The 25,140-nt window shown below is 49.0% G+C and carries 23 protein-coding genes; 17 read left to right on the forward strand and 6 right to left on the reverse strand.

The window, feature by feature from the left end; genetic code table 11:
* Position 1 precedes the first annotated feature (1 nt).
* Together JVX88_RS41735 and JVX88_RS05045 are read left to right on the forward strand one after the other, a co-directional pair.
* Positions 2 to 1,417 (forward strand): amidohydrolase, encoded by a 1,416-nt coding sequence (locus JVX88_RS41735; protein WP_211626242.1) that lies wholly within the window; start codon positions 2 to 4, stop codon positions 1,415 to 1,417.
* Between the two features lie 139 nt (positions 1,418 to 1,556).
* On the forward strand, positions 1,557 to 2,870 hold the full coding sequence (locus JVX88_RS05045) for an energy transducer TonB (RefSeq protein ID WP_211626243.1): 1,314 nt from the start codon (positions 1,557 to 1,559) through the stop codon (positions 2,868 to 2,870).
* A gap of 43 nt (positions 2,871 to 2,913) precedes the next feature.
* Here JVX88_RS05045 and JVX88_RS05050 read toward each other — a convergent pair whose 3' ends face one another.
* From JVX88_RS05050 to ribH, 4 genes are all read right to left on the reverse strand, one after another.
* Complete coding sequence (locus JVX88_RS05050) at positions 2,914 to 6,699, reverse strand: multifunctional oxoglutarate decarboxylase/oxoglutarate dehydrogenase thiamine pyrophosphate-binding subunit/dihydrolipoyllysine-residue succinyltransferase subunit (protein ID WP_211626244.1); 3,786 nt, start codon at positions 6,697 to 6,699, stop codon at positions 2,914 to 2,916.
* Positions 6,700 to 6,796: 97 nt separating this feature from the next.
* Positions 6,797 to 7,426, reverse strand: a complete 630-nt coding sequence (locus JVX88_RS05055; protein WP_211626245.1) for a hypothetical protein — start codon at positions 7,424 to 7,426, stop codon at positions 6,797 to 6,799.
* Positions 7,423 to 7,911, reverse strand: a complete 489-nt coding sequence (nusB, locus tag JVX88_RS05060) for a transcription antitermination factor NusB (RefSeq protein ID WP_211626246.1) — start codon at positions 7,909 to 7,911, stop codon at positions 7,423 to 7,425. The genes JVX88_RS05055 and nusB overlap by 4 nt, the downstream gene beginning before the upstream one ends.
* Positions 7,901 to 8,413, reverse strand: coding sequence for a 6,7-dimethyl-8-ribityllumazine synthase (gene ribH / locus JVX88_RS05065; RefSeq protein WP_263975471.1), 513 nt, complete (start codon positions 8,411 to 8,413; stop codon positions 7,901 to 7,903). The genes nusB and ribH overlap by 11 nt, the downstream gene beginning before the upstream one ends.
* Before the next feature lie 121 nt (positions 8,414 to 8,534).
* Between ribH and JVX88_RS05070 the strand changes: the two genes are divergently transcribed.
* Both JVX88_RS05070 and JVX88_RS05075 read left to right on the forward strand, forming a co-directional pair.
* A complete protein-coding gene (locus JVX88_RS05070; protein WP_211626248.1) occupies positions 8,535 to 9,386 on the forward strand; it encodes an RDD family protein in 852 nt (283 codons plus the stop codon).
* 151 nt (positions 9,387 to 9,537) lie between these two features.
* A complete protein-coding gene (locus JVX88_RS05075) occupies positions 9,538 to 10,527 on the forward strand; it encodes a GDP-mannose 4,6-dehydratase (protein ID WP_211626249.1) in 990 nt (329 codons plus the stop codon).
* A gap of 27 nt (positions 10,528 to 10,554) precedes the next feature.
* On the opposite strand, the gene aspS is transcribed toward JVX88_RS05075, so the two are convergent.
* On the reverse strand, positions 10,555 to 11,913 hold the full coding sequence (gene aspS, locus JVX88_RS05080; RefSeq protein WP_225931475.1) for an aspartate--tRNA ligase: 1,359 nt from the start codon (positions 11,911 to 11,913) through the stop codon (positions 10,555 to 10,557).
* On the opposite strand from aspS, the gene JVX88_RS05085 reads away from it, so the two are divergent.
* The 10 genes from JVX88_RS05085 to wecB all read left to right on the forward strand — a co-directional run bounded on the left by JVX88_RS05085 (position 11,807) and on the right by wecB (position 22,489).
* Positions 11,807 to 12,469, forward strand: coding sequence for a glycosyltransferase family 4 protein (locus JVX88_RS05085; protein WP_225931340.1), 663 nt, complete (start codon positions 11,807 to 11,809; stop codon positions 12,467 to 12,469). The two genes, aspS and JVX88_RS05085, sit on opposite strands and share 107 nt — an antisense overlap.
* On the forward strand, positions 12,469 to 13,995 hold the full coding sequence (locus JVX88_RS05090) for a hypothetical protein (protein WP_211626252.1): 1,527 nt from the start codon (positions 12,469 to 12,471) through the stop codon (positions 13,993 to 13,995). Before JVX88_RS05085 ends, JVX88_RS05090 begins: the two co-directional genes overlap by 1 nt.
* Positions 13,996 to 13,997: 2 nt before the next feature.
* Complete coding sequence (locus JVX88_RS05095; RefSeq protein WP_225931341.1) at positions 13,998 to 14,669, forward strand: class I SAM-dependent methyltransferase; 672 nt, start codon at positions 13,998 to 14,000, stop codon at positions 14,667 to 14,669.
* 100 nt (positions 14,670 to 14,769) lie between these two features.
* Positions 14,770 to 16,335 carry an O-antigen polymerase gene (locus JVX88_RS05100; RefSeq protein WP_211626254.1) on the forward strand — a complete coding sequence of 522 codons (1,566 nt, stop codon included), beginning with the start codon at positions 14,770 to 14,772 and terminating at the stop codon, positions 16,333 to 16,335.
* A gap of 11 nt (positions 16,336 to 16,346) precedes the next feature.
* A complete protein-coding gene (locus tag JVX88_RS42950) occupies positions 16,347 to 17,369 on the forward strand; it encodes an SIS domain-containing protein (protein ID WP_211626255.1) in 1,023 nt (340 codons plus the stop codon).
* Complete coding sequence (rfaE1, locus tag JVX88_RS05110) at positions 17,362 to 18,351, forward strand: D-glycero-beta-D-manno-heptose-7-phosphate kinase (RefSeq protein WP_211626256.1); 990 nt, start codon at positions 17,362 to 17,364, stop codon at positions 18,349 to 18,351. Before JVX88_RS42950 ends, rfaE1 begins: the two co-directional genes overlap by 8 nt.
* Complete coding sequence (locus JVX88_RS05115) at positions 18,320 to 19,432, forward strand: glycosyltransferase family 9 protein (protein WP_211626257.1); 1,113 nt, start codon at positions 18,320 to 18,322, stop codon at positions 19,430 to 19,432. The genes rfaE1 and JVX88_RS05115 overlap by 32 nt, the downstream gene beginning before the upstream one ends.
* 22 nt (positions 19,433 to 19,454) lie before the next feature.
* On the forward strand, positions 19,455 to 20,333 hold the full coding sequence (locus JVX88_RS05120; RefSeq protein WP_211626258.1) for a dTDP-4-dehydrorhamnose reductase family protein: 879 nt from the start codon (positions 19,455 to 19,457) through the stop codon (positions 20,331 to 20,333).
* The gene (locus tag JVX88_RS05125) at positions 20,330 to 21,382 is read left to right on the forward strand and encodes a polysaccharide biosynthesis protein (RefSeq protein ID WP_211626259.1); all 1,053 of its coding nucleotides are present in this window, start codon (positions 20,330 to 20,332) and stop codon (positions 21,380 to 21,382) included. The genes JVX88_RS05120 and JVX88_RS05125 overlap by 4 nt, the downstream gene beginning before the upstream one ends.
* A gap of 9 nt (positions 21,383 to 21,391) precedes the next feature.
* A complete protein-coding gene (gene wecB, locus JVX88_RS05130) occupies positions 21,392 to 22,489 on the forward strand; it encodes a non-hydrolyzing UDP-N-acetylglucosamine 2-epimerase (protein WP_211626260.1) in 1,098 nt (365 codons plus the stop codon).
* 22 nt (positions 22,490 to 22,511) lie between these two features.
* Here wecB and JVX88_RS05135 read toward each other — a convergent pair whose 3' ends face one another.
* On the reverse strand, positions 22,512 to 23,072 hold the full coding sequence (locus JVX88_RS05135; protein WP_211626261.1) for a glycosyltransferase family 4 protein: 561 nt from the start codon (positions 23,070 to 23,072) through the stop codon (positions 22,512 to 22,514).
* 71 nt (positions 23,073 to 23,143) lie between these two features.
* Between JVX88_RS05135 and JVX88_RS05140 the strand changes: the two genes are divergently transcribed.
* Genes JVX88_RS05140 through JVX88_RS05150 form a run of 3 tightly spaced genes read left to right on the forward strand, consistent with a single transcriptional unit; the run spans position 23,144 to position 25,139 of the window.
* Positions 23,144 to 23,971: a bifunctional heptose 7-phosphate kinase/heptose 1-phosphate adenyltransferase gene (locus JVX88_RS05140; protein ID WP_211626262.1), complete on the forward strand. Its 828-nt coding sequence runs from the start codon at positions 23,144 to 23,146 to the stop codon at positions 23,969 to 23,971.
* Between the two features lie 6 nt (positions 23,972 to 23,977).
* Entirely contained in the window at positions 23,978 to 24,466 is a 489-nt protein-coding gene (locus JVX88_RS05145; protein ID WP_211626263.1) for an adenylyltransferase/cytidyltransferase family protein, read from the forward strand.
* Positions 24,467 to 24,506: 40 nt separating this feature from the next.
* Positions 24,507 to 25,139: a hypothetical protein gene (locus tag JVX88_RS05150; RefSeq protein WP_211626264.1), complete on the forward strand. Its 633-nt coding sequence runs from the start codon at positions 24,507 to 24,509 to the stop codon at positions 25,137 to 25,139.
* Position 25,140 lies beyond the last annotated feature (1 nt).

The raw sequence follows: 25,140 nt of genomic DNA on the forward strand, positions 1-25,140 counted from the left end.
GATGTTGGTTCGCGGAGCCCGCGTCCACAATCTTAAGAATGTATCTGTAACTATCCCTCATAATAAGCTCACGGTAATAACCGGTGTTTCCGGCTCCGGCAAATCGAGTCTCGCATTTGACACTATCTATGCCGAAGGCCAACGACGATTCGTTGAATCGCTTTCTGCTTACGCTCGCCAGTTCCTTGAGCAAATGGATAAGCCTGATGTTGACGAAATAACGGGAATTGCACCCGCCATTGCTATCAGGCAAAAAAACTCTACCAAAAATCCTCGCTCCACCGTTGCCACCCAAACCGAGATATATGACTATCTTCGACTGCTGTTTGCCCGTGCGGGGCAGACCTTTTGTCATTTATGCGGGCGTGAAGTCAAGAAAGATTCACCGGAATCCGCTGCCGAGGAGGTATTGGGTGAACTTCAGGAAGGCATCCGATTTTATGTACTGTTCCCCCTGGATGATGGCTCTCCCGAGGTCTCCGACAAACCCGTGAAAAGCAGGAAAAGTCCGGGACAAGCTTCGCTAAGCGTGCAAGGCCAGACAGTGATCGATTTTCCTGTTCCTGATGCAAAGACCTACGCCGAGGGATTAGATCTAACAGAACGATTTATCAAGAAATGGCAGGGACACCCACTGATCGTACCGGCCATCGCTCCGCATGCACCATACACCGTTTCAGAAAATAATCTGACGGATGCTCGGGCGATGTCCGATCGACTGAAAGCCCCATTGTTGATCCACTTAGCCGAGGCCGATACTGAAACCAAAGCGATCCAGGAAAAATATGAAGGCAAGCGGCCGATCGAGTTCCTAGAAAGCATTAATTTTTTTAATGAACGCACGATCGCCGCTCACGTCGTCCACGCAAATGAAAATGAGTTGGACATTTTGAAGCGCCACAACGTAGGCATTGCTCACAACCCGCAGTCGAATATGAAGCTCGCCGCAGGAGTTGCCCCGGTCCCGATGATGCTCTTCAAGAATATGAATGTTGGACTGGGCACAGACGGAGCGGCCTCGAACAACGACCTGAATCTTTGGGAAGAAATGGACACAGCAGCAAAACTGCATAAGGTCTTCTCGGACGACCCAAAGGTTGTTTCGGCTGAACAAGTTTTTGAGATGGCAACGATCCGCGGAGCTCGGGCACTTCATCTAGGAGACAAGATCGGATCGATCGAAGCCGGAAAGCTTGCCGACATTGTTATCATAGATATCGACGGGCTTCATCAAACGCCGATGTACAACATTTATTCCCATCTGGTTTACGCCACAAAATCGTCCGATGTTAGAACCGTGATCATAAACGGGCGCACCGTAATGCGAGACCGCCGTTTGCTCACGTTAAACGAAAATGCTATAAAAATAGACGCAAACACATACCGTAAGAAAATCATCGAAAGCCTTAAGAATTGAAAAAAGGGCCCACAAACCCACTTCGATGTCTTTTTTAAACGGACGTGAATGGGTCATTAAAAGTGAGCATGCCCCGGAGTAGTTCGCTTGGCCTTTACGGAAAATTTAAGTCTCTTGAGACAAGAAAGGAGGACTATAAATGCCGGTAAATGTCAGAAGGTTCTGCACTTCGGTCTTGTTAGTTTTATTAAGTTCTTTCGCCATCATAAATGCACAGACGCCGCAGGCGTCATCCGAACCGCAGCCGCAGAACATCAATCCCGTTGTATCTAAAGCGCCAACATCGTCAGAGATAATGCGTGACCGCGTTTCTAAAGCAAAGGCATTCATCGCTGCACGTAATTATCCTTCAGCTATATACGAGCTTGAGAATATAAAGCGCGAAACCAGCGACCCAACCGTTCACAATGTTGTGAATGTCCTGCTGATGAATAGCTATTTGGAGCAGGGTGACCTTCGGCGCGCTGATGAAATGCTGAAAAACCATTTTGCCAGCTTGAAGCGAAACAATGCGAACGCCGAGACATTCTATCAGGCGCTAGCGGCTCAGGTTGTTCGATCAGCCCGTAGCCAGATAGAACGCTACCGTTCTTTTGGTCTTCTGGTATCTGACCGCAATCTGCCTCTTGAAGCCGTTCGCGAGATCGAGGGTATGCGGTCGATGCTTGAAGCAGTGGTTGAACAGGCAAAAGAAGTTTCGTCTAACGCACAGCAAGCCAATTTGGGCATAGCACTGCTCGAAGAAGCTACGACCGTTCGTGCGGCCTTGGCTCGTGACGAGTATGATGCACGGCGCTGGCGTGATGAGGTTGCCGATGCTCGCGAATTGATGGCCACATCGAGAAGCGTTGTAAAAAATGCGTTTGAACTTTCATCCGGAGAACCTGCGGCCTCTGTTATCACTGAAGGTCAAGGTTCGGTAGCTACAACGCGATCAGCTGATAATGGTGTATCATCTTCGAAGCCAGATGATCCGAAGTCCCCATCCGCCGAACTTGTAGCATCAAATTCATCTGTTACAAAAACTGAACAAACGGGAACCTCAGCCGCAAATTCTAATCCCCCGGAGCGTCCGGTCATGGTCGTCGGAGCATCGCAGACAAAGAACACCAGTGAAAAGGAAAACAAGCCGGAAGCTGTACCGTCTTCGATTGTTCTCAAAAATGAGAATCCGGATCCGGTCAATGTTGGCTCACTGATACAGTTTGCGACCCGACAAGCAGCTCCTACTTATCCGGCTCCTGCACGGCAAATGCGTGCTTCGGGGGTTGTCAGAGTCGATCTGATAATTGACGAAGTCGGAGAGATAATTGAGATAACACATGTCTCCGGACACACTCTTCTACAGCCCGCAGCTCGAGATGCGATAATGAAATGGAAATTCAGGCCCGTTGTGCGTGACGGACAACCCGTAAAGGCAACAGGATTCATTACATTTAACTTTGCCTTATAGCTACGTTATCGCCTCAAATCAGGATCTCTCCCATTAAGAGACCCTATGCCGATGCCGGAGCGATCTTTTCTGAGACCTCAGGCTCGCTTGCAGCAGATATCTCGTCTGTGTCTTCGATAAGAGCGTTATCCACTATCTCTTTTTGTTCAAGCTCATGGATGGCATAGGATCCCGTCGCCGGTGATGCAGAAGGCACACGCCCCACGTAACGGAGCGACATCGTCTCGGGCATCATCTTCCTCAGTCTTGGCTCTACGAAAAACCAACCGCCCATATTCTGCGGCTCTTCCTGCACCCAAAACAGCTGAACAGCGTTTGGGTAGCCCGCAATTATCTCTCTTAACGCCTCACCGGGGAAAGGATAGAATTGTTCAAGTCGGACAATTGCAACGCGATCATCACCTGAATCTCCTCGCCCTGCATCCAGATCGTAATAGACCTTTCCTGAACAAAGTACGATCCGTTTCACAAGCGAACGATCTTTGATCTTCGCGTCATCAACTACGGGACGGAAGCCGCCGGAACGAAGCTCTTCGATCGTGGAGGAGGCAGCCGGCAGCCGTAATAAGCTCTTCGGCGTCATAACCACTAACGGCCGGATCGTTTCCTGTTTCACTTGTCGTCGCAATAGATGGAAATATTGGGCTGGCGTTGTTGGATTGCACACCTGAAGGTTGTTTTCCGCGCATAGTTGGAGAAAACGCTCAAGCCGTGCGGAAGAATGCTCCGGTCCCTGCCCTTCGTAACCATGCGGCAGCAGCATGACCAGTCTGCACCTTTCTTTCCATTTATCTTCAGACGCCGAGATGTACTGATCTATTATTACTTGAGCACCATTGGCAAAGTCGCCGAACTGGGCCTCCCACATTACAAGATCGTTTTGACAAATAAGGGAGTAGCCATACTCAAATCCAAGCACGCCAGCCTCGGAAAGCGAACTGTCGAAAACATAGAATCGAGCCTTTCCATTGTCAGGATTTCTGAGCTCGGTTAGCGGTGACCATCGCTCACCGGTCACGGTGTCATACATAGAGGCGTGACGCTGCGAGAATGTTCCGCGGCCCGAATCCTGCCCTGAAAGCCGGACCGGATAACCTTCCTGAACCAATGTGCCGATCGCCATTGCCTCCGCAAAACCCCAGTCCATGGGAACTTCGCCGGCACCCATTTTTGCGCGCCGTCCTAGCTGGCCGACCATTTTCGGATTTATGTTGAACCCTGCCGGCACCAAAGAGATCTTTTCAGAGGCCGTCTGTAAATGTTCAGAAGAAGCTCCGGTTTCGAAAACCGTCGAACCATCCTCTTCGATGACCGGCTCCGGTACAGACAATTGTTTCGGCTTCTCTGACGCGATCTGTTTTGCCCGTGAAAGAATACCTTCGTATTTATCCACGACCTTATCGGTCATTGTCTTCAGCTCGTCCTCTGTGATCACACCTTCCCGTATCAGATACTGGGCATATAAATGACGAGTTCCCGGGTGAGCCTTCACACGCGCGTACATTACCGGCTGCGTGTAGCTCGGCTCGTCACCTTCGTTGTGGCCTAGCCTTCTAAACCCGACCAGATCAAGTACGACATCCTTATTAAATCGATGGCGGTAATCAAGAGCTATCTGTATAACGCGAAAAGCAGCCTCCGGATCATCACCGTTGATATGGAAAATGGGTGTTTGGGTTATCTGCCCGGCGTCGGTCGAATAGATCGAGCTGCGTCCTGATTCAGGGCCTGTCGTGAAACCGATCTGATTGTTGATGACGATATGAATGGTGCCGCCGGTGCGATAGCCGGGAAGGTTTGCGAGTTGTAGAGTTTCCATCACAATTCCCTGACCGGCAAAGGCCGCATCGCCGTGGAGCAATACCGGCATTATCAGATCGTAAACTTCCTCTCGTGTACGTCCGTCACCGTTCCTCAGGTCATCCTGGCGGCCGCGGGCCATACCTTCGACGACCGGATTAACAAATTCAAGATGGCTCGGATTGCAAGAAAGCTGGATCTTGATGGAATTTCCTGATTTTGTTTTTTTGACCCCTAGAGCGCCTTGATGATACTTAACGTCGCCTTCGTCAGCAGGAAAGCTGGGATGCGACGTGCCTTCAAATACAGTAAAGATGCGCTCGGCCATATCTCCCGATTCCGCATCACCTACAATGTTTGAAAGCACATTCAGCCGGCCGCGGTGTGCCATTCCCATGAATATCTCTTCGATACCACGAGCTCCGGCGCCTTCAACCAATTGATCCAGCATCGGTATTACTGTCTCACAGCCTTCAAGTGAAAAGCGTTTTTGTCCTAGATATTTCTTGTGCAGAAATTGTTCGAACTGTTCTGCCTCGATCAATTTCTGAAGCAGATCTTTCCGCAGCTCCGGTTCCAGAGGGGTTTGATCTACAAAGTGTTGGCGGATCTGGCCACGGATCCATTCTTTTTCTTCTTTGCTCTGAATATGCCGATACTCGATGCCTACTTTTCCGCAATAAGCCTTTCGAAGAATGTCGAGTATCTTTCTGAGAGTTAGTGTTTTCTCTCCGTGGAGTCCGCCTGTGATAAATTCACGGTCGAGGTCCCAGATGGTCAGTCCAAAATTCTCAAGTTCAAGTTCGGCTTCGCGATGTCCCGTCATATTGAGCGGATCGATGTCAGCAAGCAGATGCCCCCGTATCCGATAAGCATTGATTAGCTGCAAGACGTTCGCCTGCTTTTCGGTCTGTTCTGCGATGCGGTCGCCACCAAAAAGTGAAGGATTGAAATCCTCCGACCAACGAAGCGGTGAATGGTTTATCTCAAGATCTGCGAATATCTCTTCATAGAAGCCGTGCTGGCCAAGCAGGAGTTCGTGAATATAGGCGAGAAATAGGCCGCTTTCGGCACCCTGAATAACACGATGGTCATAAGTGCTGGTCAGCGTTATTGTCTTACTTATGCCCAACTGCGATAGGGCGGCCGTGGTCATTGCCTGGTACTCAGCCGGATATTCAATAGCACCGGTAGCGATTATCGCGCTCTGTCCGGACATTAATCTTGGGTTAGAAGCACCTGTGCCGATAGTGCCGGGGTTGGTCAGGGAGATCGTCGTGCCCTGAAAGTCGGATATTTCAAGTTTTCCGTCGCGTGCGCGCTTTACGGCATCGTTATATGCTGAGAGGAATTCTGAGAAATTCTTTTTCTCACATTCCTTGATGTTAGGGACGAGCAAGTTTCTCGTGCCATCGCGCTTCTCAATGTCGATAGCGATACCAAGATTTATGGACGAGTTCACGATCCGGGCAGGTTTGCCATCAACTATCCCAAATCCATTGTTCATTGCCGGGATATTTCGCGCGGATCGTACGATCGCCCACGCGATCAAATGAGTAAACGAGACCTTTCCCCCGCCGTGGGTCGCAAGATGTTGATTTATTATGCGTCGATTCTCTTCAAGGAGTTTTACAGGCATTGTCCGAACGCTCGTAGCGGTCGGAACGCTCAAGCTTTGCTCCATGTTCTCGACGATCTTCTTAGCCGGACCGACCAATGGCTTCGCCTCACTGCCCTCAGAAAGCACCGGTGTTTCAATCGACTCGGTTTTCGAGACGGAAACAGCCTCTTCCGTGTTTTCTTTCTTTGTTTCTTGAAGCAACGTGGTTTGTCCGCGCTCCGTATCACGGCTTGCTGCGTTCGTGGTTCCGTCCGTACCGGCAAGCATCTCACCGAAGTAAACCTGCCAGGATTCGTCCACTGACGTGGGATCTTCCTTAAAACGAGCAAATAGAGCCTCTACATAGCTCGAATTCGCACCAAAATTCGCTTCGAAGTGTTCGGAAATATTAGTGATGGGGTTACTCACAGCGCAAATTAAACCTCTTGGGTTGATTATCTTGATAAGCTTTTAGTTTAGCCTAACGGAAAAGAAAGATAAACATCGTGGACGGTCTAGAGCCTGTTTACGACCCGAGACGACTGCCCCTGAGAGGGTTCGGATGAGCAAATTCGAAATCGACAACCACTACCCGTTTGTGGCTGAAACCGTAACGTCGGAATTTGCCAAACACAAACATTCGGCCAGTAACTGTCCATTCGACCTTAGAATCGAAGACCTCATTCAATACGCCGCGGATCGCTCCAGTGACCGGAAGGAAGATCCGAACCGGCTCTGGAAGCTCAACGGTTACACCTTTCTTGAACTCGAACGGGCGAACATATTCTTCCGGGTGAACAGCGATCCCGTTTACGCGTACATCATAAAAATCAAGAATCTCCACCTTTCCGCTCTGAAACTCTGAGCGTAATTCGGCGTCCAAAAGGAACGTAGATCCGGTCAAACCGATCTCAGATACCCTAAGATCCTTAAAACTAACAGTTACCGGCGAATCTGCATCGGAAACAGAAGACCTTTCGATCTTGATCACATCCCGATGGACGCGATATCCACGGATATTCTTCGGAAGCGACTGGGCATAAAGATCCAACACTGGTAAATGCAGGAATGCCCCCGACCAGATAAATATGAAGCCAATAAGCTTGAAATGCCAACCGGAGAAGTTGCTTAAAGGTTGGGCCAGAAAGGGTCTCATTGCGAAAATGCCCGCTGTGAAGTACCATCCTGCTCCGGTTGCGAAGTGGTCTCAATGTCCATTTTTATTCCGTCGAGAATTCCGTTTATAAACTGTGTGGCTTCGTAAGTGGAGAATCTACGCGTTATCTCGAGGGCTTCATTTATAACTACAGTATGGGGTGTGTCTTTGAACAAAAATTCGTAAACTGCTAGCCTGAGGACATTCCTATCCACAACAGCCATCCTCTCGATTCGCCAGTGTTCTGCTCGGGTCTTTATTCGATCGTCGATGGTCTGTAAGTTCTTTAGGGTTCCAACAACTATATCTGCGGCAAACGACCGCGTCTTTTCATCAAGCGACTCATCCCCGAGTTCGTCCCAATACGTAGCGGTCAATTGGCTGCTATCCGTTTTTGCCAGATCGTGCGCAAACAGCATCTGAAGAGCGCATTCTCTTGCTTTTCGGCGCGTGCCTGAACCTTTGGCTGATTTTTCAAGCGACATGCGGAACTGCTCTGTCCTTACCCTTTTCCTTGTTCTTTATCTGTTTATGCAGATGTGCGGTCTCGATCGCAGCGAGAGCCGCTTCAAACCCCTTGTTCCCTGATTTTACGCCGCACCGGTCGATGGCTTGCTCAAGCGTATTGGCAGTTACCACACCAAAAATGACCGGGATTCCCGTACTCATTGCTGCTTGCTGGATACCACTCGCAGCTCCGCCGGCGACATGATCGAAGTGTGACGTTTCCCCACGGATAACTACGCCCAACGCGACTACAGCATCAAATCTGCCGCTTTCGGCAACGACCTTTGAGGTTAAAGGCAATTCAAAGGAACCCGGGACCATAAATATCTCAACATTGTCCTCGGGCACGTTGTGCGATCCAAAGGCATCAAGAGCGCCTTCCTGAAGTCTCGACGTCAAAAAATCGTTCCAACGGCTGACGACAAGTGCAAAACGCATTTCGCCGGGGTCGATCTTTCCGCGATGGATAGTTGGTCTCACTATATTCTGCCTCATCTCCAGACCGGGTCAGTTACTAAAGTATAGAGAACACGGGTTTGAATTGACAAGCAAAATAAATGATTTGAAACTGAATCTGCAGTAGTAATAATCTGTTCCTAATATGGACAGACAGTTCATAAGCACCGAAGAAACCCTAGTGGTCGAAACTCCGGAGCGTGTCCCGATCGAATTGCCGATGGCATCGATCGGGAATCGTTTTCTCGCGGTTCTTGTCGATCATCTGATCCAATATGCGGCTATAGCGTTGATTTTGATATTGTTCTCTCTATCTTTAGGCGAGGGCCTCTGGTCAGAGATTGAGTTTGCAGAGACCACCCGTACGGGTTTATCAAACTGGATGCTGGCGATCCTTATCCTTGTGGTCTTCGCCGTGTTCACCGGCTATTTCATTTTTTTCGAATGGCTTTGGAACGGACAAACACCGGGAAAACGCTTGATGAGATTGCGCGTTATCCGGGATGATGGCCGTCCGTTAACACTGTGGGAGGCGATCGCCCGGAATCTAATTAGAATTTTTGATGCGGTACCCGGATTTGTCGTACCGATCTATTCGGTCGGCCTGATCACGATCTTTCTCAATCGTCGTGACCAACGGGTCGGAGATCTTTTCGCTGGGACCGTCGTTATTAGAGAACGAACAGATGAAGCTCCGACATTCGCCGAAACATTTTCAAATCCTGTTGCAGATGCCGCGCTCCGCCGCGTTCAGAAGCGTACCGAGTTCAGCGCTGACCTTTCGAAGCTCACCGAAAAGGAGATCGAAGTAGTAGAAAACCTGCTTCGTCGCCGTTGGGATCTTGATGAACGCCAACGCGAATGGATGGCATGGCGGGTTGCGCTTCCCTTAATGTATCGGCTTAAACCTGATTACGATGAAAAGACCTTTACATACGAGGGCTTTTTGGAGGAATTGATCCACAAATATCAGGTTCGAAACCGACATCTGAACTAGGAGAAACAGCTTAGCTACACTGCAACAATCTGAGATCGGGCAGTTTTTTTAGAAACTGCAATTATGCAGTTTTGCCCGCCTTTTAGATGTGTGATACGGTTTAATTTACGGTTGACCCGTTTAGACCTTCATCAAATAACCAAAAAATCAAGTGAAGAAAGACGTACTCATAACCGGGGGGGCTGGCTTTATTGGCTCGCATTTGGTGGAAAATTTGCTCCGAGAGGGCGGGTGGCAGATCACTATAGTTGACGACCTGAACGATTTTTATTCGCCGGAACTTAAGCGGGCAAATCTAGCATCCTTTCTCGGTGATCCCAACGTAAATTTTGTTAAGGCTGATATTCGCAACGAAGAAGACCTAACAGCAGTTTTTGATGCTCAGCGGTTCGAAATGATAGTGCATCTTGCTGCCAGGGCGGGCGTCAGGCCTTCTCTTTCTCAGCCAAAGCTTTATTGTGAGACGAATATAAAAGGGACGTTAAACCTTTTGGAGCTTGCCCGTTTGCACGATGTGCCTCATTTTGTGTTCGGATCCTCGTCAAGCGTTTATGGGGTAAACAACAGCATCCCTTTTTCAGAAGATGATCCGGTACGCAAGCCGATCTCACCTTATGCCGCGACGAAGGCAGCGGGCGAATTGCTGTGCCATACATATTCCCATCTTTACAACATCCGCACTGTCTGTCTCAGATTCTTCACTGTGTATGGAGCACGACAGCGGCCCGATCTCGCTATCCACAAATTTACTCGCTTGATAGCGGAGGGCAAACCGATCCAGATGTTCGGCGATGGCACCACACGACGTGATTACACATTTATCGATGACATAATTCAGGGTGTGCGCGAAGCAATGAATTATGCCGGGTCGATGCATGAGGTGATAAATCTTGGTGAATCGGAAACTACCGAACTAAAGCAGCTTATTGAGCTGATCGAAGAGAACATTGGTGTAAAAGCCATGATCGAGCAGCAGCCAATGCAGCCCGGCGACGTCCCAATGACATATGCGGATATCTCCAAAGCCCGCCGCCTGCTCGGCTATGACCCGAAAACGAAGATCGAGGCAGGAATACCTAAATTCGTCGAATGGTTCCGCACTACCCAAGACCAACATTCAATTCCGACCAGTATGTTTTGAGGATTATGAATACCGGTACTTCACCCATCATTTATTGGATGACAGTGTGACCGCGATACCAAGTTCATCCAATTGCGAATTATCCACATCACCTGGGGCATCCATCATCAGGTCCTGAGCAGACGCGGTCTTCGGAAAAGCCATCACGTCGCGGATATTTTCGGTCCCGCACAATATCATGCAGGTGCGTTCGATGCCTGCGGCGAAACCGCCGTGGGGCGGCGTGCCGTATTCCAACGCGTCGAGGAAAAATCCGAAACGCTCGCGTGCTTTTTCCGGCGTCAGACCCAAAGCTTTGAAATTCAGAGCCTGAATGTCCTTCTGATGGATACGTATCGAGCCGCCCGCGCATTCGTAGCCGTTGATCACGGCGTCGTAGGCCTTCGCACGCACGTTGCCGAGCAGATGATGCTGCGACGGGTCGTTCACCGCCGTTTTGAACATCTCAAGGTCCTCGTCCATCGGCGATGTGAAAGGATGATGCGCGGCCACATAGGCGTCAGTTTCCTCGTCGTGTTCGAACATCGGAAATTCCGTAACGATCAGGCACTCGAATTTGCTTCGGTCGATCAGATCCTCGCGTCGGGCGATTTCGTTCCGCAGTGCCCCAAGGGCCGCTGCAACGACGCTCTTCTTTCCGGCGACGATCAGAACCGCGTCGCCTCGTTCAGCACCGGCTGTCGTTATGAGCTGCCCGATCTTTTCTTCGCCCAGCGCCTTCATCAGCGACGACGTTACTTCGTCACCAATTTTGATCCACGCCATCGCACCGGCACCGTAGCGTTTGACGTATTCCTGCAGCTCGTCGGTCTGTTTTCGCGAATAATCTGCCTTGCCATTTACGACGATGCACTTTATTTCGCCGCCCTTTTCCAGGGTCTCAGCGAACGGTGCGAAATCCGTGTCTCGCAGATCGTCGCTCAGATCTATGAGTTCCATTCCAAAACGCAGGTCCGGCTTGTCCGAGCCGTAGCGGCGCATCGCCTCGGCATAGGTCATTCGCCGCCACTCGGCGGGCAGCTCGATGCCGCCGACCTTTCGCATGACGTGGTTGAACATGCCCTCGATCTCGCGATAGACCTGTTCGCGGTTGACGAAGGACATCTCCATATCGAGCTGCGTGAATTCCGGCTGGCGGTCCGCCCGCAGATCCTCGTCGCGAAAACATCGGGCGATCTGATAATACTTGTCAAAACCCGCGATCATCGTGATCTGCTTCAAAATTTGCGGCGACTGCGGCAGGGCAAAGAATTTGCCCGTGTGAATGCGCGACGGCACGATGAAATCACGTGCGCCTTCCGGCGTGGATTTCAGCAGAATGGGCGTTTCGATCTCGATGAACCCTGAGTGGCTTGAAGAAAATGGTATCCCAAAAGATGCCGTGATCGCACTTACGGTTGGTAACTTCATTGACAGAAAAGGCAGATGGACGCTACTCGATGCAGCAAGGCGCATTATAAAGACCGATGGAGGCCGCAATATCTATTTCCTTTGGCTATCGCCTATGCCTATGAGTGAAGAAGATAGGATTCGTGTCGGGTCTTATCAACTGGGAGCTAGGTTTAAGTTAATCGATCCTGCAACGCTAGGCTCAGGGCGGACGAATGTGCTCAGATTCTTCCAAGTTGCCGATATTTTCGTACTCCCGAGTTTTGTAGAAGGACTCCCCATTTCGCTCCTCGAGGCGATGGCGTTCGGGATCGCTCCGATATCCACAAGGGTCTATGGCATTCCGGAAGCGGTCGAACACGAGAAGACCGGATTGTTGATAGAAGCGGGGGACGCTGAGGCCTTGGCTAATTCGATGATCCGGCTTTCAGATGAGCCACAACTGAGACAGCGAATCGGTGAGAATGCCCGAAAGATCGCTCTCTCCAAGTTCGATGAGCGTAATGTCGCTCGGGATGTAGTGAGGGCATATCTTAATGCAATAGACCGGTAATGGATAGGCGTGACGAACAAAAAAGGCGCGGACTGGCAACGAACTCGATATTCGGTGTTGCGGCCTGGTTTCTTCCGCTCGCTCTGGGATTCATATCTACACCCATAATCGTCCATTCCCTCGGCGTTGAGCAATATGGTGTTTATGCGATCGTTCTGGGTTTTCTTAGCTATTCTTTCACATTTGGCATAGGCCGGGTGGCTGCTAAGTACGTAGCAGAATTCAACGCTGCGGGGCAAAAAGATAACGCTGCACGAGCGGTTATCGCAACATTCTTCTTCACCATTCTGATCGCTGCCGTTGGTGCCGGTGTATTAATAGCTCTAACGCCCTGGATCATTTCTGACGTACTTCTGCTGCCTGATGAGTTTGTTGAGCCGGCAACCATAGCGCTGTACATCGCTATTGCGGCTGGCGTAGCCACGATGTTGTCCCAGGTGTTTCAATCCACGCTGCAAGGTTTACATCGATTTGGGACCTATCTTGGAATATCTACGACGTTTTCTATCTTGTTGACCGGCGGCAATATTTTGATAGCCAAAAGCGGTCACGGACTTGTGGCCTTGATCGGATGGAACCTTTTTACAACGATCACTTCGGCGATCGTTTTTTATTTCTTTGCCGTTACGGGCTTGAAAGATTTCAGGCCGACAGTGCATATCGGTAAAGACTTGATCTATGCCGTTGCAACATATGGTCTGAGCATCATCCTCTATCAAATTTTCGGAAATCTTCTATTCATATTTGAAAGAGCTTGGATCGTTAGAAATCATGGCCCAGAGGAATTAACATTTTTCTTCGTCCCGATGCTGCTAGGTATTTATCTACATGGGTTCATTTCCAGCTTCTCGCTCGCCTTATTTCCAAGATTGAACGAATTGCTGACAGATAGAGGACAGATGGAAATGCTTTATCAAAAAGCGACCGCCGTGGTCTTTTCGATAGCGGTGATGGGCGTAGTCACCCTGATAGTTAGTGGGAGGACATTTCTTGGAACATGGGTCGGTACCGAGTTTGCACTTCGTTCCTATCCTATGCTTGTGATCCATAGCATCACGTTCGGTTTGATCGCGCTTTTTGTTGTCGTTTGGGCTCTTTCTGAGACTTACAAGGCCCCGTCGTTCAATGTTCTTATTACATTTGTGTGGTTGATCACGGCTGTCTTCATTGTTCTTGCGGCAGGATCTGAAACTGGCTCCATTACGGTGGCTGCTGCTCGTCTTATAGGTGTGGTAGTTACCGTTCCGATGATCTTGTATTTAGAACATCGCTTCCTGGGCAGAATACAATTAAAATTTTGGTTGCGAACTGTATTTTTTGTCACGTTGGCGTCGGCCGCTCTTTCCGCCATTCAATCGGTGGCATTACGGGCATTCCCCAAAGATTGGATAGGACTGATCGCCGGAATGGCAGTTGGTGGGGCGGTTTACGTGTCTTTGTTAATATTCACGGGTATATTGGAACGGACACAGATCGACGCGATTCTAAAGAAAATACTTGGAGAGAATAGATATCAGCCAGAATAGTGATGAGAAGACCGCCATTAGTATTGCGAAGAGAGACTCTTATATCGCTTTCAAAAGGAAAGAAAGTGCTTCATCTGGGGTGCACAAATCATCCATATACTCAGCAGGCGATCGAGAATGATATGTTGCTCCATTTTGAGATTGGCAAGGTTGCTTCGGAGCTGACGGGATTCGATAACGATGACGATGGCTTGAACATTTTGCGAGATCACGGAGTTGAACGCCTCTATAAGGCTGATCTAGAACAGTTAGAGAGCGTTGGTTTGCAGGATAGGTTTGAGCTGATCATTGCTGGCGAAATGATCGAGCATTTAAACAACCCTGGCCTCTTTCTGAATGGTATCAAGCGGTTTATGGACGAAGGCTCACGGTTGGTCATTACGACGATCAATGCCTACTGTGCGCTCAGATTCGTTCTCTATGCTCTCAGGGGAAGGGGCGGAGTGCAAGAGCCTGTCCACCCGGATCATGTCGCATATTATTCTTATTCAACCTTGAAGTTGCTGCTGGAACGCCATGGGTATTCTGTTGAGGAGATGATGTTTTACGATATCGGCAACGAACACCGCCCTCACAATCCCAGGAAATACAATATTATCAATGATATAGCGGTCAGATTTTCTTCTCAATTATCAGATGGGCTCATTGCAGTTTGTAAACTCGAGAGAACATAGGGAAGTTGCTTTAGGCGGACCAAGTGCAGGAATTTACTTGGTTCACAGAGGCTTTCATCTCCCTGATTTGATAAAATTAAGCCTCTTGTGAATTTCGTTTATGCAGCCTCGTTCCCTAGCGATCAATAGAACACAACATCGGTCCAGAGCGTCCATCCCTGGCAAAGGTACAGGAAGGATCTTATATGCAGTTGGGCTGTTGTGGGGGGGCGTGCTGATCGTTTCGCTGGGATTGCTGTGGTTGGGCGGTGCCTTTGAGCAAAGAAGCGGATATTCTTATCTGCTTCCGTGGTGTATTGCGACAGGAATCTTGCTGGTATCTCCAATAGTCCATCAACTCTATACCGATACCTTTGATCCATTTCATCCGGTAGTTTTTGCCTCGTGGACATATCTCTTTCCGGGCTTTTTTATCGGCGGATTGGCGCTGATCTTTGGGATATCAGAGCCATACTATTTGGCCTATGTGCTTGACGAGCGCGAAAATCTTCCGCTCACTTTCTTTTATGTGATGTTGGGGTTTGCGGGACTGTGGATCGGGTTCCTTTTACCCTTTGGACGGCGCTTAGGCGGTGCGATCGCAAAACGTCTCCCTGATTGGAATTGGCGGCCAGCGGATGTCGTGAAGCCGGGACTGATATTGATGGCTATCGGCCTGGTAAACACCATTCTCGCCTTTACATTCGGTATCCTCGGATTTCAGCGTGTCGATGAAATAGGCGCTTATGACGGGCTCATTTATATGCTCTCGCTCTATTGGCTTGAGGCCAGCTTTCTTCTGTGGCTATTCATCTTCCGGTCTGAAAGATTTAATGCGATCCATTATATTGTACTTGCCGTCTTGATAGTTACTTCACTTACAAAGTCTGCATTTCAGGGAAACCGAGGCAGTTTGATCACCATATTTATTCTGGTTACCTGTGCCTATGTGATGACAAGGGGAAAGATCGGAATAAAGCAGACTCTTGCCGGCGGATTGATAGTTGTTATATTGCTGATGATCGGGATGGTTTACGGAACCACCTTTCGAAGCATCAAGAGGGATCAGGAAAACATTAGCATGAGCGAGTATGCCGCTTATGTAGGTGACACATTTTCGGCCATCGGCTCCAGTAATGTAATTGACAATTTATCAAAGGGATTTGGAGCTTTAGGCGACAGGTTGGATGCTGTAAGTTCCCTTGCAGTTATAGTATCAAATCACGAGCGACTTTCTACCTTGGAAGATGCATACGGATTTTCCAATAATATTTGGAATGAATTTTCGACATTTTGGATCCCTCGTATACTCTGGCCTGATAAGCCGGTCACTATCGACCCGGCAAAATACGGCGACCTATATTTCAACTACAGCGATAATGCCTTTGCAGTAACGCCATTCGGAGATCTGCTTCGCAACTTCGGTCCATGGGGAGTACCGCTCGGGATGATGCTTCTTGGTTTTATACTTAGAACTCTATACACTTCATTGCGAGAAGGACAACCATTCTCATTCTGGCGGGCCGTCATGTATTACATGCTGCTTACTTCAGTGTCTTATGAAGGAACGTACAGCGCCACGATCCCGTTTTTGGTAAAAGTTTTGCTTATAGCGTTTACGGGCATTTTGCTGATACGCTTTTTTGCAGGACCAGGGCGTTTGAGCATGTCGTCAGACCCGATTTGACCGATTACCATATGGTGAGAACAGTTTTTACAAACGGATGTTTTGACCTGATCCATCCAGGCCATATAGATCTTCTCCGCCGTGCACGGGAATTGGGGGATCATTTGATAGTTGGCATAAACAGCGATGAGTCCGTACGTCGGATAAAAGGCAATGGACGTCCAATAATGCCGCAAGAAGATAGACGTCAAGTACTTTTGGGATTGGATTCTGTCGATGAAGTATTTATTTTTGATGAGCTTACGCCAGAGAACTTGATAAAGCACATTAACCCGGACATACTAGTAAAGGGTGGAGATTGGAAGCCTGAGGAGATCATCGGCTCAGATCATGTTCTATCGAATGGTGGAAAAGTATTTTCGCTTCCTTTGGTTCAGGGTTATTCATCGAGCAATTATTTCAAGAAGTTGATTACAACAGAGAAGGCAAAGGAAATGGACAGTATAGTCGCCAAAACCACATTTGAGCGATCAATAAATGAACATATTGCGGTGTTCTCGGAGTTGCTTAAAGATCATCGCGAAGTGATCGAAGAATGTGGGGAACTTCTTATTAGAACCGTTAAAGCGGGAAATACTATTTTATTCTGTGGAAACGGGGGCAGTGCGGCCGACGCACAGCATATTGCAGCTGAGTTCGTCGGACGCTACGAAACCGAACGTATTGCTTTACCTGCAATAGCCTTAACTACTGATACTTCTGCACTTACGGCTTTAGGAAATGACTATGGATTTGAAAGAGTTTTCGCCCGTCAGGTTGAGGCTCTTGCAAAACCTGGCGATTGTCTGATTGGTATAAGCACCAGTGGGAATTCGCCGAACGTCATTGCTGCAGTGATGGCCGCAAGAAAGAAGGGAGCGTCGGTCATAGGAATGACTGGTGCAAACGGCAAGAAGTTAGCCTCGCTTAGTGATAAATGTCTTATGGTCCCTTCGACACGGACCGCTCGAATTCAGGAAGCCCACATTACCGTCGGCCATATCTGGTGTGAGATGGTTGACAAGGCCCTATCAGAGGCAAATGATCTTGAATAAACTGATTGACAAGCTCTCAAATACTAAGGTCTTGGTCGTTGGCGATATTATGCTCGACCGATATTGGTGGGGCAATGTCTCGCGAATTTCGCCGGAAGCCCCCGTACCTGTTGTTCGCCTTGATCGGTCAACCCTCGCTCTTGGCGGGGCTGCCAATGTTGCTCTAAACGTAAAGGGCCTAGGGGCCCAGCCGATACTGATGGGCTGTAGCGGAGCTGATCCTGAAGCTGATCAATTTACATCGCTTCTTCTAGAGTCTGGTATAAGCGATGAACATATGATACGCGATGCGGAGCGCGTTTCAACCGTAAAAACACGTGTGATCGCCCACAGTCAGCAGGTGGCACGGGTCGATCAGGAGACCATAAAACCTATTTCGGCAGGAACCGAAACGAAGGTTGTTTCAGAGTTAGAGACACTCGTTAGCTCTGTGCATTCTATTATTGTTTCTGACTATGCGAAGGGTTTCTTAACAGATAAAGTTCTCAGGGCAGTGTTTAGACTTGCTCTGGATAATGATATCCCTGTGCTTGTAGATCCAAAAGGTAAAGACTACTCAAAGTATTCAGGTGCCACGCTCCTTACGCCAAATCGGAAAGAAGCTGCGGAGGCATGTAACATAGATGATATCGGAAAACGTACTGTTCAATTGGCTGGAGAAAAATTGCTGTTGGATCTGGATGTTCAGTCCATACTTATTACTGAGGGAGAAGACGGGATGACGCTTTTCTCCCGTGGCTCTTATCCAGTACATATTCCGACATCGGCTCGAAAAGTATATGACGTTACAGGAGCTGGAGATACGGTGATCGCTGTGCTTGCTTCAGCGGTCGGTTCAGGGGCGGATCTGGAGACTTCGGCTCGGCTTGCTAATCTGGCCGCTGGAATCGTAGTGGAGGAGATCGGAACAACGGCTATCTCTGCCGCACGTCTTGCCGCAGTTTGGGCTGATGAAAATAGGTCGAATGAATCAGCCGCTTGATCGCATCTTGGTATTTCGGATAGGGCATTTGGGCGACAATCTGGTCGCCCTTCCGGCTTATTGGACGATCAGAAAGGCATTCCCTGACGCTCATTTGTGCCTTTTGAGCAATGCCGACTCACAGAATCCACATTACATTTCAGCATCGAGCGTTATCCCAAAGACCGGGCTTTTTGATTCCTATTTGAGCTATCCTACATCTGTTTCATCTATCGAACGAATTTTGCGTTCGATAGAGCTTGTTTGGAAACTCAGATCGCAGCGTTTTGATGCGGCGTTTTATCTGATGCCGAGAATACGTACTCTAAAACAGATAGAACGTGATATGAGCTTCTTCCGACTTGCTGGAATAAAGAAGGTTTTCGGGGGAGATCATTTAAGAAATAAGATCCTGCCACGACGGGCAAGTGGAGGCACTCCGCGGGTCGAGTCAGAAGCTCAGTATTTATTGGATTGTATTGCAGAATCCGGCATAGATACACGCGGGTATGAAGTTTCAGAGCCGCTTCAGCTCACTAACGAGGAAATTGCAATCGCAGAGCAATTCATCTCGCATAACTTTGACAAAAGACAATCAACTAACCTTATTGCCGTCGCACCTGGCAGTAAATGGGAATCCAAAGTTTGGCCGGAGGATAACTTTGAAGAAGTCATCAATAAATTGGTCCAAGATTTCAAAGTTCAACCGATCGTCTTTGGTGGGATCGAGGACATAGAAAAGGCTCAGAGACTGGTTGTTAAATGGGGTACCGGAGCTATTGCTGCGGGTAGGCTCAATGTGAGGGAATCCGCAGCTGCTCTTAGTCGATGCTGTTTATACATTGGTAACGATACAGGGACTATGCACCTCGCTGCTGCGGTTGGGACGCCTTGCGTGGCTATATTTGCAGCGGTGGATTATCCGGGAAGATGGTATCCCGTAGGTGAAGAACACCGCGTGTTCCGAAAGAGTGTGGAGTGTGAAGGGTGTCAGTCTGCCAATTGCTTCAATCACGGGCTCTGTCTTAGTTTGGTCAGCCCTGATGAGGTTTACGAAGCCGCCGGCGAGATTCTCAAGAGTTCCTTAGCTGTCGTGGCATGACAATTTAGAACATACATTAACTATGAAGGTCTTAATTCTGGGAATAAATGGGATGCTTGGACATAAACTGTTCCAAGTATTTGGCAATCGATTTGAGACCTTTGGAACTTGTCGGGGTAAAGCGCACAATTATTTCTCAGGTTTTCCCTCCAGAGGCAGCTTGATCTTCGAAAATGTTGATGTAAAAGATGAACAGAAAGTCAGGGCAGTTATTGAAGATGTACGGCCGGACGTCGTTGTAAATGCTATAGGCATCATAAAACAGATTCCGACCTCCAGGGATATTGTAACGACCCTGTCTGTTAACTCTATCTTTCCCCATCGGTTGGAGAGTCTTTGCGATGATCTTGGTATCAAAGTAATAACTTTCAGCACGGACTGCGTTTTTAAAGGTGATAAAGGAAATTATTCGGAAACAGACATTCCCGACGCCTTGGACCTGTATGGGCAGAGCAAGCATTGGGGGGAACTCGATTCAAAACGGCATTTAACAGTTCGCTCATCCATAATTGGTCATGAATTGGGGCATCCTCACAGCCTGGTTGATTGGTTCCTTTCAAACCGCGGTGGAAAGGTGAAAGGGTTTAAGAACGCCATTTACACTGGCTTTCCAACAATAATATTTGCAGATATAATCGGCAATTTGGTCGAAAGTCCTGAGATCTCCGGCATTGTGCACATTTCTAGTGATCCGATAAGCAAATTTGATCTTCTTGAAATAATAAATCAGGAATATGATGCGGGGATAACTATTGAGCCTGATGAAGAATTCAAGATAGACCGCAGCTTGGATTCGACCAGATTTCGCGAGACAAACGAATTTGCTCCCGAGCCGTGGCCGGATATGATCGCGACAATGCATTCTGATTCAGGCGTCTATAAAAAAATAGGGCATTCATGAAACCTCTTGAGAATAAACAAATCCTTGTTACCGGTGGGACCGGTTCACTTGGACAAACCCTCGTACGACGTTTGCTTGCGGGTGAGCTGGGCTTACCGCGCCGAATCGTTGTTTTTTCTAGAGATGAAGCAAAGCAGCACTATATGCGGCTCGACTATATGCGCCGCGAGACTGCGACAGACGATGTTATATATGAGAATTCGCGAGATCGCCTTGTATTTCGCATCGGAGATGTTCGTGACCCGAACGCGCTTAGATCAGCGTTGAAGGGCACGAATGTGGTCTTTAACGCTGCTGCACTCAAACAGGTGCCTTCTTGTGAGTATTTCCCGTATGAGGCGGTTCAAACCAACATTATTGGTGCCCAAAACCTGGTTGAAGCAGTCAGGGATCACGGCCAGGAGGTTGATACCGTTGTTGGTATTTCGACTGACAAGGCCTGCAAGCCGATAAACGTTATGGGGATGACCAAGGCTCTCCAAGAACGAATTCTCTTGGAAGCCAATCGTGAAAACCCCGAAACGAGATTCATGTGCGTCAGATACGGGAATGTGATCGCTTCTCGGGGTTCTATCGTACCGCTTTTCGTCGAGCAGGTTCAACAGGGATTGCCTATGACCGTTACGCTGCCGGAAATGACACGATTCTTGCTAAGCCTGGACAAGGCCGTCGATACTGTTTTCGCAGCTATCACAGATGGACGGGCGGGCGAGACCTTTGTACCAAAGGTACCCTCCGCGAACATCGTTGATCTTGCTAAGGCGATCGCGGGAAAAGATGATGTGCCGATCGAGTTCACTGGCATACGTCCAGGTGAGAAGATCCACGAAATAATGGTTTCTGAAGAAGAGTGCTTCCGTACGGCCGAACGCGGTAATTATTACGCAATAATGCCCGTCCTGCCCGAGCTGCGCGGAAATGGTGAATTTCAGCAAGCTCTTGAAGGTGAATATTCCTCAAAAGATGGAAACCTCTCGGTGCCGGAGATACGCGAACTTCTTGCGGGTACCAGCGGCGAGATCGGACGCTTTCTCTCAGCAGGCAAATAGAGATCACCTATGCGAATAATGACCATTTTCGGGACGCGTCCCGAGATAATTCGGTTAAGCCTCACAATAAAATCTCTCGATCATTATTGTGACCATATTATCGTTCACACCGGTCAGAATTATGATCCGAACCTTAGCGACGTATTTTTTGGCGAGCTTGGCGTTCGTGAGCCTGACAAACATCTTGGGATCAGGACAAATGCATTCGGTGAGCAAGCCGGTCAAATAATCTCGGGCATTGATGCTCTCCTAGGTCAGATTCAGCCCGATCGCGTCCTTATTCTTGGTGATACAAATAGCGCTTTGTCTGCGATCCCCGCCGCACGCCGTGGAATTCCGGTCTTTCATATGGAAGCAGGCAACAGGTGTTATGATGACCGAGTTCCGGAGGAAGTAAATAGGCGTATCGTCGATCATTCCAGCACGGTCCTTCTTCCATATACATATCGAAGTGCGGAGAATCTGGTTCGAGAAGGGATAGAGCGCGAACGCATTTTCGTTACCGGTAATCCGATATTCGAAGTTTTAGAAAATTTCTCGTCGCGGATCGAGGAAAGTGACGTTTTGGATCGGCTAGGTACTCAACCGGGCGAGTACTTTCTGGTTACCGCTCATCGCGCCGAGAATGTTGATATACCTAAGCGTCTCCGGGCGATCTTTGATTCGCTTACGAAGGCCGCTGAAACTTACCAGAAACGTGTATTCGTAAGCGTTCACCCAAGAACGCGTGAAAGACTGACGGACAGCTCTATCGGGATCGATTCAGCAAAGGTAGTATTGCTTGATCCGCTTGGTTTCTTTGACTTCGTCCAGCTTGAAAAGAATGCATTTTGTTTAATAACGGATAGCGGGACCGTGCAGGAGGAATGCGCGATATTCAACGTTCCAAATGTTACGATCCGAGATGTTACCGAACGGCCGGAAACGCTGGAAGCGGGAAGCAATATCATAAGTGGTGTTGAGGAAGAAGCTGTTATGCGATGTATAAAGATCGCCGTCTCCAGAAATCCCGGGTGGACCCCGCCTGCCGAGTATCTTGCCAGCAATGTCTCTGAAAAGGTTTGTAGGTTATTGCTAGGCCATTTATCGCTTCGTCGGCATTTTTGAAATTACCTCCGATAGGACGTATTCAGATCTCAGAATAGAATTGAAGCCATTGATCGAAATTATTCCGGATTTCCATATTTCGTTCTACATAGCATCTTGCTCTCGACCGATAGCCTGCATATTCTTCTTCTGGCATTCTGAGTATTTCGTCAATGGTATTGGCTAATGACCGAACATCATTTTCGATCCAATGCCCTATCCGCTCATCTTCAAGCGATCTCCAGGGTGTTCCCTTGGATGCGACGACAGGTGTTCCTTGTGCAAGGGATTCAACAACAACGTTACCGAAATTCTCTGAATGTGAGGGCATAAAGGTGAAATACGCATTGGCGTATAGCTGCTGCTTATTAACGCCTTCGACCTGCCCAAGAAACTCGACCGCGGAAGCAAGACCAAGCTCGTCTGATAGTTCTTTGAGGTAGTTTTTGTAAGGTTCCGGCCCCGCCCCGGCGATCTTTAGCTTGCATCCTTTTGATCTGAACTCTTTCGATGTTGCCACCGCACGAAGCAATAGATCGATTCCTTTTTTATGATTTAGCCGTCCAATGAAGAGCAGATAGTTTGAGGGCTTTCTGTCGAGCATCGGCTCGATCTCCACAAAGTTAATGATCTGCCGAATTCGGGCGTCAATTCCAAACCGTTTTCGAATAAGCGATGTTTCTTCATCAGATAGCTGCCCTCGGCGGCCGCCCGATACTTGCCGCAATTATCGGAAACGATGCTGCGGGCGATCTGCTGATCAGCGAACTTGAGCGGATGTGCGTTTCGACCGGCACGATCGTTCGAACTTCGGAGGTTCTAACGACCACTAAAACCCGTGTTCTAGCCGGCCATCAGCACGCTCCAAAGAATCAGGTGATCCGTATCGATCATGAGCCGAGCGGTTCGATCCCGAATGGCGTAAGGAATGAATACCTTTCCCTAGTGAGAACCGCGATCGAGGATGCGGATGCGGTGATTTTCTCAGATTATGGTTACGGTGCGGCAGATGAGCATATTTTTGAGTTTTGCAGAGAAGCTACAGCTAACCGCAGTGTGCCTCTTATTGTCGATTCGCGGTTTAGGCTTTCGGTCTTTCGCGGTGCGTTTTCTGCCACGCCCAATCAGGAAGAAGCTGAGGCCGCCATCGGCGGACCGATCAATGACGAAAGCTGTAAGGAGCTTCTAAAGAAGTTCGGTCACCGCGCATTGCTTGTAACCTGCGGAGGACGGGGTATGCGGCTTTACGAAGCCGATAAGCAATGCAAAGTTATACCTGCGATCGGTTCGACTGAACCTGTGGATGTTACCGGTGCCGGCGACACCGTCATCGCGGCCTTCGCCCTAGGGCTCGCCTCGGGTCTGGATGTCGCCGATGCGGCAAGTATCGCAAACCATGCAGGCGGTATTGTGGTTATGAAAAAGCGAACTGCGGTCGCATCAGCCGATGAACTTGCCGCCTCGCTTGATCGGGAAGCTGCGAGAGCGTTTCACCGTCCTTGATGAAAGATGAGCCTAAACCATACTGCCATCATAGCCGACCGCTTGCGTCTAATGGAGATCGTTTCGGCGGCTCGCAGCCGCGGCGAAAGGGTCATTCTCACTAATGGCTGTTTCGATCTTTTTCATGTCGGACACATCCGCTATCTACATGCAGCAAAGGAACTTGGCGGTTTTCTGATAACCGCCATCAATTCTGACCGTCAGGTCCGTGAACTCAAGGGCAATGGGCGGCCATTCATGCCCGAAATGGAAAGAGCCGAGATCATCGCCTCGCTTCGGTTTGTCGATGCGGTCACTATCTTTGATGAACCAACGGTCGAGCAATTATTGCTTGCCCTCAAGCCCGACATTCACGCGAAGGGAACTGACTACACAACGGAAACTGTCCCTGAACGTGAGATAGTACGCTCGTATGGCGGGACCGTTGCGATCGTGGGTGATCCGAAGGACCATTCATCGACTGATTTGATCGCACGGCTGAAATTGCGACCTTGAAAGATAGGGCCTGTTAAGTATTATCCTCGGTGCGTCCCGCTTGCGGCAGCTTACGCATGATCCGATATTCAAAGAACAGCTTTGTATGCGGCAAAAGGTTTCTATCGAAGAGCTTGTTTCAAAGACTAAAGAAGACCTCGTGATCGAGGCTTGGGAAAAGCTCGATTGCGAAAGCGTTGGAGCTGATGAGATAAAGGCGATCGAGGCTCTATTAGAGGCCCGGTTCGGGCCTGCGGCCGTTGTTTCGCCGATGCGGCTGGCACGGATGCTTGCCGACGAGGGAGCCGAGCTTAGACACGCTGAGATAATGGAACTATACGTCGAGCGGCGTGCGGAAACGTTATATGATGCGGCCCTCAGAAACCTGATCGATATATCTTCGCTGGAAAAGGCGTCTGCTTCCATCCCGCGAATGACGTCGCTTTATAAGAAGTTCGCGGCCGAAGACGATCGCCACGGTCTCAGGCTTCTTCGAGAAAAGGCGATAAGATCAAAGGAGGACGCGCACGAACGTTCGCTAAGTTCAAAGGCCGATCAAGAAACACGGCTGATGTTTGCGGAGATAGCGGAATGGTTGACTATTTGGCTGCGCACGCCGGACTTATTCGATGATTGGTTGAAGCTTCGCGTCCGATCCGCTGAATTTAAACAATGGTTCGGCAACAAACACTAAA

It is taken from the genome of Leptolyngbya sp. 7M (assembly GCF_018128485.1).

What these genes read in the sequence shown, in the direction of transcription:
- JVX88_RS41735 (WP_211626242.1), top strand. Translation starts at nt 2, where the DNA reads ATGTTGGTTCGCGGAGCCCGCGTCCACAATCTTAAGAATGTATCTGTA.
- JVX88_RS05045 (WP_211626243.1), top strand. Translation starts at nt 1,557, where the DNA reads ATGCCGGTAAATGTCAGAAGGTTCTGCACTTCGGTCTTGTTAGTTTTA.
- JVX88_RS05055 (WP_211626245.1), bottom strand. Translation starts at nt 7,426, where the DNA reads ATGAGACCCTTTCTGGCCCAACCTTTAAGCAACTTCTCCGGTTGGCAT.
- nusB (WP_211626246.1), bottom strand. Translation starts at nt 7,911, where the DNA reads ATGTCGCTTGAAAAATCAGCCAAAGGTTCAGGCACGCGCCGAAAAGCA.
- JVX88_RS05070 (WP_211626248.1), top strand. Translation starts at nt 8,535, where the DNA reads ATGGACAGACAGTTCATAAGCACCGAAGAAACCCTAGTGGTCGAAACT.
- JVX88_RS05085 (WP_225931340.1), top strand. Translation starts at nt 11,807, where the DNA reads ATGAAATCACGTGCGCCTTCCGGCGTGGATTTCAGCAGAATGGGCGTT.
- JVX88_RS05090 (WP_211626252.1), top strand. Translation starts at nt 12,469, where the DNA reads ATGGATAGGCGTGACGAACAAAAAAGGCGCGGACTGGCAACGAACTCG.
- JVX88_RS05095 (WP_225931341.1), top strand. Translation starts at nt 13,998, where the DNA reads ATGAGAAGACCGCCATTAGTATTGCGAAGAGAGACTCTTATATCGCTT.
- JVX88_RS05100 (WP_211626254.1), top strand. Translation starts at nt 14,770, where the DNA reads ATGCAGCCTCGTTCCCTAGCGATCAATAGAACACAACATCGGTCCAGA.
- JVX88_RS42950 (WP_211626255.1), top strand. Translation starts at nt 16,347, where the DNA reads ATGGTGAGAACAGTTTTTACAAACGGATGTTTTGACCTGATCCATCCA.
- JVX88_RS05115 (WP_211626257.1), top strand. Translation starts at nt 18,320, where the DNA reads ATGAAAATAGGTCGAATGAATCAGCCGCTTGATCGCATCTTGGTATTT.
- JVX88_RS05120 (WP_211626258.1), top strand. Translation starts at nt 19,455, where the DNA reads ATGAAGGTCTTAATTCTGGGAATAAATGGGATGCTTGGACATAAACTG.
- JVX88_RS05125 (WP_211626259.1), top strand. Translation starts at nt 20,330, where the DNA reads ATGAAACCTCTTGAGAATAAACAAATCCTTGTTACCGGTGGGACCGGT.
- wecB (WP_211626260.1), top strand. Translation starts at nt 21,392, where the DNA reads ATGCGAATAATGACCATTTTCGGGACGCGTCCCGAGATAATTCGGTTA.
- JVX88_RS05135 (WP_211626261.1), bottom strand. Translation starts at nt 23,072, where the DNA reads ATGCTCGACAGAAAGCCCTCAAACTATCTGCTCTTCATTGGACGGCTA.
- JVX88_RS05140 (WP_211626262.1), top strand. Translation starts at nt 23,144, where the DNA reads ATGTTTCTTCATCAGATAGCTGCCCTCGGCGGCCGCCCGATACTTGCC.
- JVX88_RS05145 (WP_211626263.1), top strand. Translation starts at nt 23,978, where the DNA reads ATGAGCCTAAACCATACTGCCATCATAGCCGACCGCTTGCGTCTAATG.